10 protein-coding genes and 2 rRNA genes are annotated in these 13,776 nt (G+C 53.0%); 11 read left to right on the top strand and 1 reads right to left on the bottom strand.

What is annotated here, in order from left to right; genetic code table 11:
* The 10 genes from K355_RS0112950 to K355_RS0112905 all read left to right on the top strand — a co-directional run.
* Window positions 1-95 (top strand): 23S ribosomal RNA (locus K355_RS0112950); the annotation flags it as partial.
* A 117-nt stretch (window positions 96-212) separates the two neighbouring features.
* Window positions 213-327, top strand: a 5S ribosomal RNA gene (gene rrf, locus K355_RS0112945).
* Between the two features lie 284 nt (window positions 328-611).
* Window positions 612-911, top strand: coding sequence for a BufA1 family periplasmic bufferin-type metallophore (locus K355_RS0112940; protein ID WP_022732573.1), 300 nt, complete (start codon window positions 612-614; stop codon window positions 909-911).
* Window positions 912-956: 45 nt separating this feature from the next.
* Complete coding sequence (gene bufB / locus K355_RS0112935; protein ID WP_022732572.1) at window positions 957-1,811, top strand: MNIO family bufferin maturase; 855 nt, start codon at window positions 957-959, stop codon at window positions 1,809-1,811.
* Window positions 1,727-2,590: an HvfC/BufC family peptide modification chaperone gene (locus K355_RS23965; protein ID WP_081649514.1), complete on the top strand. Its 864-nt coding sequence runs from the start codon at window positions 1,727-1,729 to the stop codon at window positions 2,588-2,590. Before bufB ends, K355_RS23965 begins: the two co-directional genes overlap by 85 nt.
* Window positions 2,580-3,143 (top strand): DoxX family protein, encoded by a 564-nt coding sequence (locus tag K355_RS23960; protein WP_022732570.1) that lies wholly within the window; start codon window positions 2,580-2,582, stop codon window positions 3,141-3,143. Before K355_RS23965 ends, K355_RS23960 begins: the two co-directional genes overlap by 11 nt.
* A gap of 154 nt (window positions 3,144-3,297) precedes the next feature.
* Window positions 3,298-4,278, top strand: coding sequence for an AraC family transcriptional regulator (locus K355_RS25140; protein ID WP_022732569.1), 981 nt, complete (start codon window positions 3,298-3,300; stop codon window positions 4,276-4,278).
* 253 nt (window positions 4,279-4,531) lie between these two features.
* Window positions 4,532-6,847, top strand: a complete 2,316-nt coding sequence (locus K355_RS0112915) for a ricin-type beta-trefoil lectin domain protein (RefSeq protein WP_022732568.1) — start codon at window positions 4,532-4,534, stop codon at window positions 6,845-6,847.
* Between the two features lie 126 nt (window positions 6,848-6,973).
* Window positions 6,974-8,947 carry a hypothetical protein gene (locus tag K355_RS0112910; RefSeq protein WP_147250391.1) on the top strand — a complete coding sequence of 658 codons (1,974 nt, stop codon included), beginning with the start codon at window positions 6,974-6,976 and terminating at the stop codon, window positions 8,945-8,947.
* A gap of 65 nt (window positions 8,948-9,012) precedes the next feature.
* The gene (locus K355_RS0112905; RefSeq protein ID WP_022732566.1) at window positions 9,013-11,526 is read left to right on the top strand and encodes a tectonin domain-containing protein; all 2,514 of its coding nucleotides are present in this window, start codon (window positions 9,013-9,015) and stop codon (window positions 11,524-11,526) included.
* 63 nt (window positions 11,527-11,589) lie between these two features.
* Here K355_RS0112905 and K355_RS23950 read toward each other — a convergent pair whose 3' ends face one another.
* Complete coding sequence (locus tag K355_RS23950; protein ID WP_022732565.1) at window positions 11,590-12,324, bottom strand: GntR family transcriptional regulator; 735 nt, start codon at window positions 12,322-12,324, stop codon at window positions 11,590-11,592.
* A 332-nt stretch (window positions 12,325-12,656) separates the two neighbouring features.
* Between K355_RS23950 and K355_RS0112895 the strand changes: the two genes are divergently transcribed.
* Window positions 12,657-13,775, top strand: a complete 1,119-nt coding sequence (locus K355_RS0112895) for a TRAP transporter substrate-binding protein (protein WP_022732564.1) — start codon at window positions 12,657-12,659, stop codon at window positions 13,773-13,775.
* The last annotated feature ends 1 nt before the right edge of the window (window position 13,776 follow it).

Here is a 13,776-nt window from a genome sequence, read left to right as displayed (position 1 = left end):
AGATCCCTGGAAGACCACCAGGTTGATAGGCTGGGTGTGGAAGCGTGGCAACACGTGAAGCTAACCAGTACTAATTGATCGATCGGCTTGATTGATCCCTCTTGCTACTGTCTGCATAGCTTGCGCAGCGGTAAAATCTAGCAAGACCAAATACAACAGTGTTCGCACACACAATCACGATATCCATTCTCTTCAAAGCTGTGTTTAGATGGCTCGGTGGCATTAGCGGCCGGGAACCACCTGATCCCATCCCGAACTCAGAAGTGAAACCAGCCTGCGCCGATGGTACTTTGTCTTAAGGCACGGGAGAGTAGGTCACTGCCGGGCCTTCTAAACACAGCACATTCCCTATCCAACGATATTTAAAACCCCTGACCTTCATTGGTCAGGGGTTTTGTCGTTTCTGGTGTCTATCACTGGGCAAAAGAAGGCCCGTTTTCTCGCTGTTTTCCAAAGACCACCTCACGCCAGCGTGAGATTAAACCATACATCGCCTCACAGCGGTTTGATGACCCGTGTGTGAAAGGTGCAGTGACCGTTTGCAATCGGGCCGCTAGGGTCAAGGTCTGGGCGATGAACGCTGATCTGCTTTCACATAGAGGGAATAGACGATGAAAAATGCATTGATTTTGGGCGCAGCATTGACCGCCGCGGTATCATTGGCCGCAACCCAACAGGCCGAAGCACAGGGTGCCAAAGAGAAATGCTACGGCGTTTCAATGGCAGGCCAGAATGATTGTGCCGCCGGGCCGGGGACGACCTGTGCCGGGACCTCGACTGTCGATTATCAAGGTAATGCCTGGAAACTTGTCCCGGCGGGTACCTGTGAAGATATGAGCTTTACCACGGCAGATGGCCGTGCTGTCTCCGGAAGCCTTGATCGTCTCGACCGTGACCTTCCGAAGGGATAAGAGCACGCGCGCGATGCAGCTCTGTTTTATTTACTAGAGGGTTCCATGACACATCTGCCCGCATCTGCCGGTGTCGGCTTTAAGGCCGAACACGCAGGCGAGATCCTTGGCGGCAAAGCATCCGTTGGCTGGTTTGAAATCCACCCTGAAAACTACATGGTGGCTGGCGGACCACGTTTGGCGATGCTGGCAGATGTGTGCGCGCAGTATCCTGTGTCCATGCATGGGGTTGGGCTGTCACTGGGTGGCGGAGATCCGCTTGATGTGCGTCATCTGGCCAATCTTAAGCGTCTGGTGGACCGGTTCAACCCCGCCATGGTCTCCGAACATATCGCATGGTCATCGCATGAAGGTCTGTATATGGCCGACCTTTTGCCGACCCCGATGACAAAAACATCCCTTGATCAGTTGGTTGCCGCGATTGATACGGTCCAAAGCCATATCGGCCGTCGTATTCTGATTGAAAACCCGACGTCTTATTTGCCCTTACCGCAAAATTCGATTTCGGAACTGGACTTCATCACCGAGGCGGCACGCCGCAGCGGCTGTGGCTTACTGATTGATGTAAACAACATTTACATATCGGCCCATAATCTGGGTTTTGATGCAGAGGCCTTTGTCGATGGTATTCCCGCCGATCTGGTCGGTGAAATCCATCTTGCCGGGCATGAGCGTGATGCCAATGATCAGGATAGTATTTTGATTGATACCCATTCCCGACCCGTGGCGGATCCGGTCTGGGCGCTGTTTGACCGGTTGATTGCCCGAATTGGTCCAAAACCAACCCTGATTGAATGGGATAATGATGTGCCATCATGGCCGGTTTTGCAGCACGAAGCCGCCTTGGCCGACACGCGATTGAACGCGGTGCGATCACGCCAGCCAGAGATGGCGTCATGAGCAACCTTAAACCGTTTTATGACGGGTTCAGCAATGCCTTGTTCCGCTCGCAGCCGGGCGGCGTACCCGATGGTTTTCCCGCCAAAGCGGCCCATCGTTTTGCCATTTACCGCAACAATGTGCACCGTGGACTAATTGATGCGTTGGCCGCGGCCTATCCGACGGTTGAAAAGCTGGTTGGCGCTGATTTTTTTGCCACCCTTGCCCGCGATTTCATTGCATCCGAGCATAAACGTCCCGGCAGTCTTGCGCTATATGGCGACGGTTTTGCTGATTTTATTGCCAATTATGATGCCGCGCGTGGCATTGCTTATCTGGCCGACATCGCCCGTTTGGAACGCGCCCGGCTGGAGGCCTTGCATGCCTGTGACGCGTCGCCACTTGCCGCAGCCGACCTTACCGGATACGAGGCGGATATTGGTCAAATGTCCTTTGCTGCCCATCCGGCATGCCGATTAGTGATCTCTGATCATCCGGTCATGAGCATCTGGCAGGTGCAGAACGCACAAGACGGGCAGGTGCCTGCCAAAAGCATCCTCAATCAACCCGAAGCCATCTTGGTAACCCGACCGGCAATGTCGCTTCAGATGCAGGTGTTATCCCCTGACGCTGCCGCGTTTTGCCGGGCTGTCCTTTGGGATTGCGCGACCGCTGAAGATGCTGTCGATAGGGCATCAGAAGTTAATCACACTTTCGATATCACGCAGTGCTTTGCCGACCTGCTGCTAAGCGGTGCATTGCGTGCTATATCATGCACGGGAGAACAGCATGGTCGATAACCTAAAAGCAAAATGGCTCGCCCATTATGATTATATGGTCGGCTGTCTGGAAGGTGCGGTTGGTCGGGATCATCTTGGTCTTGTGGCGCGCATCCTGTTTGCCGTGCTGTTGCTGCCCTATTATTTCAACAGTGCCCTGACCAAGATTGACGGTGGTGCGCTCAGTGCCGGTGCCTTCGCCCAGATCCTGCCACCGATTGCCGAACAGTATCTTTATGACACGGCCGCCATCCCGTTTTTCCCATGGCATTTGATTGTATGGGCCGGAACATTTGCCGAGTTCATCCTGCCTGTTCTGATCGCACTCGGGCTGCTTACCCGGCTTTCGGCTGTTGGCATGATCGGGTTTGTGGTGGTGCAAACAAGTGTTGATGTTGCATTTCACGGGGCGGCTTTGGGCAGCCTTGCCAATGGACTGCCGACAGAGCTGATTGATCAACGGTTGCTGTGGGTGGCTGTGTTAAGCATTTTGGTGTTTTCAGGCGGCGGTAAGGTTTCACTTGATCGCGTCCTGAACCGGATGTCGCGGACATCCGCGCGATTTGTGAAGTAATTGCATGTTTTGAACATCCATTTGTTTCTTCTGATGAAATAAAGGAATATATTCCCGGTACGGATTTTCTGTTGATGTCCTGACAATTCGGACACAATCGGCTTTTTGATGGAAGCTCCGGCATATCTTGGTCGTATCAAACAGGATTAAACCGGTGAGCTATCTTAAAAACCATCAGGTCTTTGCGTCAAAAAGCCTGGATCAGACGCAGGCTTTCCTCGCGGAAATGAACAGCATTGATGAGTTTGACCTGCTCGGTAAAAAAGCAACAGCCGATATTTCCATTCAAGCCGCATCACTTGCCGATATTGATTTGCTCGGCGCGTCCTTTGGCCCGGATCGCGTCTCGATCAAAGCACCTGCAACCGAAGATAACGACCTGTTTTTGCTGTTTGTGAATAGCGGCCACGGCAAGGTCAACCATGGTGGCCAAGAGTTCGAAGTGTCGGCCAAGCAGGGCATGATGCGCAACATGCGCATGCCGATGAATGCCATCGAAGACAATTTCGCAGCGCTTGGGGCAAAGCTTCCTGTTGATGCCTTACGCAAACATGCCTTTGCCCTGACCGGGCAAGATGTTTTCCGCAATGATCTGGTATTTGACACGGCACTTGATTTGACATCCCCGGGCGGGGCGCATGTGTCCAATACGCTGCATTATATCGCCAATGCCCTTGATGGACCGCTTCACGATACCAAGAACGGGATCATCCTTAAGGAACTCCGCGATGTTCTTCTGACCAATATCCTGATGTTGCTGCCAAATTCCTATAGCGAACTTCTCCATGACCGGCCATCGGGTATTGCGATGCCGCGTCAGGTCAAACGTGCCCGCGACTATATTCATGAACATGCAGAACATTCGATCCAACTGGTGGATTTACTGGCGCATGTCGGGTGCGGCTATCGCACCCTTCAGCTCGGATTTAACGAGACCTTCGGCATGGCGCCGATGGCCTATGCCAAGATGGTGCGCCTGAACCGTGCGCATAATGATTTGCTTGAAGCAATACCCGGAACAACGATTGCCAGCGTCGCCCGCAAATGGGGTTTTGTGCATGCCGGACGGTTCGCACAAAGCTATACGCTGCATTTTGGCGTTTCTCCCTCCGAGACGCTTAATCGTCGCCGCTAAATCCAACGTGCATGTTGCTAAGTTGTTGCCGTAAAAAGTGTAGGGCTATCCACTTTTGTGCATTGCCTATCCACTTATGGTCGTTAATCGACATGCTGCCTTTATTCCTTCTGGTTTCATTCCATGCTTCTGCGTAATCCTGCCGTATAGGACGGGGAGGGGCAGAGTTTTAATGCGTTGTTCCCTGCGTGACATTCGCCATGCGGGAACCTCAACCCGGATGCAAAAGTAAAAAAGCAAGAAGGATTCGGGCATGCAGATCAGAAGACTGACGCCAATATTAAACTATGCGGGGTTGCTGCTGCTTGCCCTGTTGATGATGATCGTGATGGATCAACCGGCTCATGCAAGTTCGCAGTGGAAGAACTTGCAAGGAGGGCCCGAATGCGGCGGCGTTGATAAACGCGGTAATCTGCAAGAACCGTGCGGACGCGTGTCTGCGAAGTTTCAGTCAAAGGCTGTCGGCAAATGCCCGGATGGATCCTTTTTCGATTTGGGAACATGGACCTGTTATGCATGCCCTGACGGATATAACCGCAACGCAAAAAGCATCAGTGGTGAGAAGGCCTGTGACAAGCCAACCGGCGTAAAGCAGCTTCTGAGCGCGACATTTCTTGGCAAAAAGGAATGCCCGGCTGGTTCGTTCCTTGACAAACGCAATGGCGGTGAATGCTGGTCCTGCCCAAAAGGATATGGTCGTACTGCGGCATCTGTTGATAAATGGAACGCATGTGGCATGGTTCTGAAAAAGGCCGTTAGTGCCACGTTCGAAGGACGTGCCTGCCCGCAAGACTCATTTACCGATCCACGCAATGGCGGCGAATGCTGGAGCTGCCCGGAAGGTTTCAATCGCACGGCAAATGCGGTTACTGGAAAAAATGCCTGCGTGAAAACCATTGATTTCTCACCGGCGACGAAAATTACTGCCTTGACCTGTCCTGCAGGTCAGATTTTCGATTTTATCGATGGCGGGACCTGCTGGTCTTGTCCTGATACCTACCTTCGGACAAGCTTCTCGGTAAAAAGTTCCAAAGCCTGCAAGGCGACCGAAATGAAGTGGATTTCGCCAAATCGGGACATGCCGGGTTTGTTTGGCCTGAGCCCGGCGGTCGAGGAATTGGCACTTGAACTGGTGCGTGATCGCACGGAAATTGACGAGATCATTGCACAGACCGTGCTTGAACTTGATGACACGACCCTCGAAGAATTGTCCAATACCGAATGGTTGCTGATCGAAAATGAGCCATGGCGTAGTGAAGCGCTGTCCGCTTTGATTGCTCAGCGCCTGATGAAAGCAGCAGCAACCGCGCCGGGACAACGGACTGCACTTGAAAAACGGCTGCTTGAAGATGTCGGAAAACAAATTCAGTGGAACCGTCAATTCCTTGCATCGCAGCTCCGTCAATTATTTAACAACTGGGAAAAGACAAAAGAACTCGAATTCGCAGAAAGCAGCGGTCACAACATGCTGGCGTTTGCAGGTTCAGTTTCCGAGCCGCCAAATTTCAATGAGGTTCTCACTGCCACTTTGCAAGGGGGGGCTATGGCCGGCACCCTTGGAAGTGGCGTTGGAATCGCCTATTTCATGCGAACCTTCAAGGCTGTGTTCCCGTATCGCAGATTTGTATCAAAAGCAGGAACCAAGGCGGGGGCCGCAATTGCAGGCCAAGCAGCTAAAGCAGCGACACAAACTACCAAAGCCCTGACCACGATCGTCACGCCGCTGGGCAAAATCTCGGTCACCATGACCCGCTTGGTAACCGGTGCATCAGGTCCAGTAATGACCGCAGTCACCACGGCAATTACCATTGCCATGGAACTCGACAAGTTCATCAAGATCGAAGCCGCCGAAGGCAAGATACGCCAAGCTGAATCGATTGCCAGCCGCCCGGCCGACATAGCACTTCTGTTGCAGGAAAAAGCCGGTGATGAGCAGTTGATGTATCACTGGACCATTTTGACAGCCGGTGATACGCGGCCAAGTGCGAACTATGCCCGCGCGATTGCTTCGATCAAGGCAGGTGGCACTGTTGCTGCGTCAACAGGGCCGGTTTTGCCGGTTATTGTCGGGGGCACAGCCTATGATGGGGGCAAGGCGGCAATTGCAGCTGAATCAAAAGTCCTTAACGATGGTCTGAAAAAGCAGGAAGCCAAAGTCCCCGGGACGTTCCGCCTTGAATTCACCGCAAGCCCTGGGCTTTGCCTTGTTAAGCAGGGCGGTGACAGTCTTGTTGCTGTCCTTGGCGAATGCAATACGCCTGAAGCACCATGGGTATTTCCAAATGCCCGCACCAGAGAACTCGTGGTGGTCGACAATTATTGTCTGAGCATCGAGGCCAAACAACTTGGTGTTAATGACCCGGTATGGATCCGCAAATGTTCCAACGCCAACCTCAAGACCTGGGGGCTCGATCAAGCGGGACAAATCCGATATGTCGGGACGGGCAGGCGCATGTGCATGACGGTCGCAGACGCGAAACCTGCTATCGGCTCTGTGGTGAAAATGGAGCCCTGCAAAGTCAAAAGGTTTGAGTCGCAGGTTTGGCGTCCTTGGACTTATTCCGGTTAATTCAAACAACACTTAAACAGAAGCAGTTCGGTCAAAACACAGAAAATGTGTCGGCCGGATTGCTTCTGATTTCATGGGGAAATTGTCGGCATCCACTCATTGGTGCTGATAAGTGGGGATATCATTTTGCGTCAGTTTACATACCAGCGTTCCGTTCATGGACGCCGCCGCGTTTGTCGTCATGCCTTGATGGGGGTGTCACTTTTGGCACTTGTCGGGTGTCAAACCACGGGCATGGATGGGGGCCAAACGCGATCTGGTGTGGTCATGTCAATCGACAAGCCGCTTGAATATAACAAATCTGTTTTGGGCATGCCCGCCGAAGACAGCGCAATTCAGGCACTGGTGCGTGACAGCATCGATTTCCTGAAACAGGGAAATGCCAAAGAGGCATCAAGACTGATCAATTTGGCGCTTAAGCTTGATGTGACCAATCCGGATCTGCAATTTCTAAACGGGTTGACCTATCACTTGATGGGCGTTCTGGGCGATGCATCAAAGTTCGAACTTGCCGAACAGGGCTACAAACAATCTTTGAAATTTGATCCGGGCAACCTGCCGTCGCGCTATCAGCTTGGCCTGCTTTATATGGATCAGCGGCGCTATCCATTGGCGCAGGAAAACTTTGCCGCCGTTGCGCTTCATCACAATGATGATCCGGCTGTTTTATACAGTCTGGCATCGGCGTCCTATTATTCCCGCGATCCACGCACGGCCGCTGCTGCGTTGAAACGTTTGATGGAAATTTCTCCGGAAGCACGGGAAAACCCGGAAATCCTCAAAGCGACGGCACTGGCACTTTCGGCTATGGATGACCGGTCATCTGCCCAAGAGTTCATTACGACATATCGTGATGTGATCAAGGATGTGAACCGTGCGCGCGATCTTGATCGACGTGTTGAAGGCTGGCAGTCCTTTTATGAAAGCGAAGGAAAATACATTCAGGCCCAATTCAGCGGGGAGCCATTTGTCGAACCGGAAAGTGACGGTGAAATATCCCCGTTTGACAGCAACCCGTTCGGCCAGACAACGGAACCTTCCGATCCATTTGGCAGCGTGCAAGACCCGTTTGGTGGGCAGAATATCGACGATACACAGACCGAATTTGTTGATTCCGGGATGGTCGTGGTTGATGTGGTTCTGATCGGAACCCAGGAAGATATTCGTGATTCACGGGGCATCAATCTTCTCAATGGCTTGCAATTACAGTTTGGCGATCCGCTAACCGGTGCGGCCGGGTTGGGATATGGTTCAACAAAAACCAAGGATTATCTGGGAACCGGGCTTGAAGAAAGTACGCAGACCATCACCCGCCAGATCGGCATTCCCGCAGTGACCTATTCGCTTAACATTGCCAATTCGGCGGATGCCAATAATCAGGTTCTCGCCAAGCCAAGCCTTGTCGCACAGGCTGGTGAAACGTCGGAATTCTTTTCAGGAACAGAAATTCTTGCCGCCGCCGTTTCCGGGGGCAGTGGGGATAGTGTTTCTGTCCAGAAGGAAGTCGGTGTGAAATTGGCGGTTACGCCTGAAATTCTGCCCAATGACATGATCCGCCTGCATGTTGTTGCAGAACGAACCTTTTTGACCGATCCGTCAAATTCGGTTGTGTTTGAATTCCGCCTTGATACCACCAAAACCAACGTCAACTCGACCGTGACGATGAAGTTTGGTGAAACCCTGATCCTTGGGGGCTTGAGTGAACGCGAAACGTCAAAGTCGGCGGATGGTGTTCCGGGCCTGATGGATATTCCGGGCCTGAATTATTTCTTCTCCCAGCGGGTTGAACGCGAATTCGAACGTTCCATCCTGATCCTGATGACACCGCGCCGACCGGTTTATACCCGACAGAGCGGCTCTGACCGTGCTGCGGTAAATGGGGAGTTGTCGGAACTCGAACAGGAACTTGCCAAACTCGAACGGCGCCATGGGGATTGGTACACCCCGCGACCGACATTTGATGTTCTGCGCGAGCAGCTTGAAGGCAAGGCATTCTTTGAAGAATTCCGCGCTGGCGATGTGCAGATTGATGCGTGGCAAAGCAATCCTGAGTCGCAACAAATGATCGCATCTGTACGGGATCGGCTGCTTGAAAACTAAAGTCTGGCCTTGGGCACGCGTTTGGCGAATGGACAGGCAAAGTAACAGCAAGGGTGGATAGACCAATGAAACGTTGTTTTCAGGTTCTTGTTTCCGGGATCTGGTTCCTGTGGGCCGGATTGGCCGTCGCACAGGAAGGCGATTCCAGTTCTTGGGCTCAACTCCCCGGAACGGCTGTCGATGTCTCGATCAATGAAGACGGGCAGGCCTATTCCGTCGGATTGGACGGGGTGCCATGGCGATGGGATAAGGGTGAACAACGCTGGCGGCAGATGTCGGGCAAATTTGCCCGCATATCTGCCGCAATTGGCAACCGCCCTTGGGCGATCAATGCGCTGGGGGAACTATCCCAATATAACGGATTGTGGTGGGAACCGCGTGAAGTCGATGTTCTCGATGTTGCTGCTGATACCGAGGGCAATGTTTATATCGCCAAGATAAATGGCGACATCTGGAAATGGTATGCCTTGCGCAATGAATGGCAACCGATTGCCGGAACGGCAAAACGCTTGGCCATTGGCAAATCCGGGCTGCCATGGGCGATCACAGATGCGGCCAAGGTGCGTGCCTATGACGGTGACGTCTGGCGGACCTATCCGGGGCGCGCACGCGACATTGCCTTTGGTGCGACGGATGTTGTCGCCATGGCCGATGACGCGGGGCTTGTCCGTATTTGGCTGGCCGCGCGCAAAAGATGGGAAATTATCGATGGCGTGAAGGATATTGTCAGTCTGGCCGTAACGCCGCAAGGCAACATCTGGGCGGTCCGAAATGATGGCCTCATCTTTGCCAATGGCGGGCTCACCATTGATGATACGTCCGATGAGGCCGCCGACGTGTCTGCGACAGTGCCGCGCCCAAAGGATGCCCGTGCACAAGTTAATGTTGCCGACGCACCGACCGCCGAGGTTGCTTTGGCACCCGTTGATGTCGCACCGTCTGCCGTTGCGCCGGACGTCGTTGTGCCAGATTCTGGCAACACCGAGGCAACCTCATCAGGGGGTGGTTCAGGCGGGAATGATACCTTTACCGATCCGGTAACCGTCACCACAACCGATGCGATTGTCTTTGTAAATACGCTGAAATCTGCTGCATCACTTGCGATTGGCGGGGATGGCAGTGTCTTTGGCCTTGATGGCGCGGGCGGAGTTTTGCGTTGGTCGAACCGGCGAAACGATTTTGAAAGCTTTCCCGGTGAGTTGGTACGGATCACCGTGGACCGCGAAGGCAATCCATGGGGCATTTCGGCACTCGGGCGGGTGTTTCGCCATACCGGAACCCTTTGGAAGCAGATCACGGGTGCAACCGGATCAGACATATCCGCGGGCTATGACGGGACGGTTTTACTGACCAATGCAGCGGGCAGGATTTTTCGCCTGAACGAAGCACAAACCCGGTTTGAAATGATTTCGGGAACCGGGGCATCCTTGATTGCCACTGGACCTGATGGCACGCCGTGGATTGTTCGATCCGATCGGCTTGTTTCGCGCTGTGACACCAATCCTTGCAAGGTTTTTGCACAAAAGGCCAAGTCGATTGCGGTTGGGCCCGACAACAGCGTTTATATCGTATCGACCAATAATTTGCTGATGCGATTGGATCAGGACGGCAAATTTATTCGGGTTCAGACACCGGGGCATACGCCCGCCAGTGTGGCGGTCGGTCCGATGGGATATCCTTGGCTGGTCAGTGACAAAGGGATCGCATTATCCTCAAAGTTCTTCGATCGTGACGAAGGTTCTGATCTGATGGTTGCCAATGCCACCAGTGGTGACACGGTGGGCACGGGGGAAACCGAACAGGTTGTCAGTACTGAAACATCCGGCATTGTGTTTCGAAAGAACATGCGATTTTCAACCGTGCCGATGGATCAAAGAACCAGTGCGGGGCAAGTCGCAACCGCCTCAGATGGCTCTGTCATTATCGGCGGCGGCAGCCAAGAGTTTGAAAAATATGACGAAAGGCGCAAAAAATTCGTCCAGTTCTCGTCGAATCTGGTGGATTCGTCACGCACTTTTTCCGCCATTGATATCGCGCCAAATGGCGATGTTTGGGCCATAGCCACAAGTATGACCGCAGAGCTTTACCGTGAACGTGATCAGGTTGTTAAGGAGTATTCAGTCAGTGGATTTTCCCCAAGCGAAGTCACCGTCGCACCGGATGGGACTGTCTATGTGACGTTTAGATCAGGCAGCGACACCTATCTCTATAGCAAGGCGGAAAATTCCGAAGAATTCAAACGTTTTAATAACTTCAGCCAGGTTCATGTGGCGGGTGCCGGGCCGGGGAATGATATCTGGATTGTTGATAAAGATGATCTGGTCCGGCAGTGGAATGGGTCAAGCTTTGAAGTACGGCCAAAACGCGGAAGCCAGGAAGCCTCATCCATTGATGTTGGCGCGAACGGAACGGTCTATATCAGGGACATCAACAACGCCTTGCGCAAATGGAATGGTGCCAATGACAGCTTTGACGAAGTCAATAATGCACCGCTAGGCTCGATTGCAGTCGATGCCGATGGGCGTCCGTGGATTGCAACCGGTGGCTCTTCTCCGACCATCAGTCGCGCCAGAGACTGACAAGGGGATAACTGGCTAGGCGCAGTTTCCCAAACGAATGGTACACCCGCCAATGGTTTTGTCTTACTTGAAGGCAGGCATGTCATTGGCGGGCGATGCTTCGCGCAGGCTGACGAGGTAATCCTGACTGATGTCATGCACTTCCATGATGTGCGCATACAGCAATTCTTCGGTTGCCTTGCTGTCGCCGCGCAAGATCGCATCGACAATGCCTTGATGTTCGGCGTGCGAGGAGGCAAGCCGCGCAAGGCTGGTGAATTGAACGCGCCGGAACGGGGCGACGCGGCGGCGCACCGATAAGGTCACATCGACCAGAACATCATTATGTGTCCCGCGATACAACGTGTTGTGAAACGCCCGGTTAAGCGTCTCATACCCGTCACTGTCGCCAAGCCGTACGGTTTCGGCCAATTCATGATGCAATTTATCAAGGTTATGGCGCTCCCCGCTGGTCATGCGTTTGGCGGCCAGACGCCCGCACATGCCTTCAAGCTCGGCCATGCTTTCAAACATCGCGGTTAAACGTTCCGGGGTGGCAAGTGAAACATAAACCCCCTTATTGGGGATTTTTTCGGCAAGCTCACTGGCTGTTAGCAATTGCAATGCCTCGCGGACCGGGGTGCGCGAGACGCCAAACCGCTTGGCAAGAAGCGGTTCTTCAAGCCGCTGACCGGGCGGCAGTTTACCCGTGACGATATCATCTTCCAGTGTCTGACAAAGTTGCTGTGCAATGCCAACACCATCAGACGGTTCTAATGGGGCCGACTGCATGGCAAGCGACTGGGTAAGCTCAATCATCTGGCGTTTAAACCCTTATTGCGCGGTTTGAAGGCTTCTTATGAAGATGATGTATACACGATAATTTCCTGTAAATCCAAGCATCGCAATGGTTGTGAAAACAAGCATGTTTTTCGCACGAAGCTTTGCGCAATTATTGTGCAATAAAAAAGTGCACTGCAATATAAAGTTTAAAAAATGTGCAATCATGACACTGAATCTAGAGTGTATTTTTGTTAAGTCATTGAAAAAAATGGATTGGCATGTGTGTTGCAGGATGTATACACAATGCGGATCAAATTCCGTTGAGATTACTTTTCTTTGAAATAGCTATCTCTATCAGGGAGTCATCAATGACAAATGTTAAACGCCGCGACTTTCTCACCAAGTCGGCAATCGGTGCAGCAGCAACCGGGGCCGCTGTTGTCGCCGCTCCGAACATTGCGCGCGCACAGGAAACCTTTAACTGGAAAATGACCAACGCCTATGGTCCGGGCTCGCCATTTTATGTCACCGGTCCGGGCAGCCCGGAAGATTTCTGTAAACGTGTGACGGAAATGTCCAATGGGCGTCTGAACATTCAGCATTTCGCCGCCGGTGAACTGATCCCGGCCCTTGAAGGGTTCGATGCGGTTCAGGCCGGTACGGTCGAAATGAATGCTGCCAACGCCTATTTCTGGGCCGGTAAAATCTTTGCCGCGCAGTATTTCACCACCGTTCCGTTCGGCCTGAATTTTCAGGGTGTAAATGCGTGGCTCTATCATGCTGGCGGGCTTGATCTGTGGCACGAGGTTTACAAACCTTACGGTTTGGTTGCCTTCCCAATGGGCAATACCGGCGTCCAAATGACCGGCTGGTTCCGCGAGCCGATCAACAGCCTTGAAGATTTCCAGGGTCTGAAAATGCGTATTCCGGGTCTTGCCGGTAAGGTCTATCAGCAGATCGGTGTTGAGGTGAAGCTGCTTCCGGGCGGGGAGATTTTCCCGGCCCTTGAACGTGGCGTGATTGACGCAGCCGAATTCGTCGGCCCGTATCAGGACCGGCGTCTGGGTCTGCAAAAGGCCGCGAAATACTATTACACCACCGGCTGGCACGAACCATCCAACGTGACCGAACTTCTGATCAATCAGAAAGCCTGGGAAAGCCTTCCGGCCGATCTTCAGGCGATTGTCAAAAACGCAGCACAGGCCTGCAACCTTGACAGCCATTCATGGTGCGAAGCCAACAATGCGGCTGCTTTGCGTGATCTGGTCGAAAATTACGGCGTCATCGCGCAAACCCTGCCGGGTGACGTTGTCACCAAGCTCAAAGGCATCACCAAGGACACCCTTGAGGCCGAAGCCGCCAAGGATCCGGTGACCAAAAAGGTCCACGAAAGCTTCATGGCCTTCCGCGATACTCATCGCGAATGGGCCGCCATCAGTGAAAAGCCGTATCACGGCATCATTTCATCGAAAGACGGGATGAGCTGAT

Origin of the sequence: Thalassospira lucentensis MCCC 1A00383 = DSM 14000, from assembly GCF_000421265.1 — a bacterium.
GTDB classification, from domain to species: domain Bacteria; phylum Pseudomonadota; class Alphaproteobacteria; order Rhodospirillales; family Thalassospiraceae; genus Thalassospira; species Thalassospira lucentensis.
Note: the sequence above shows the minus strand (reverse complement) of the source record. Positions and strands in the feature narration are given on the sequence as shown.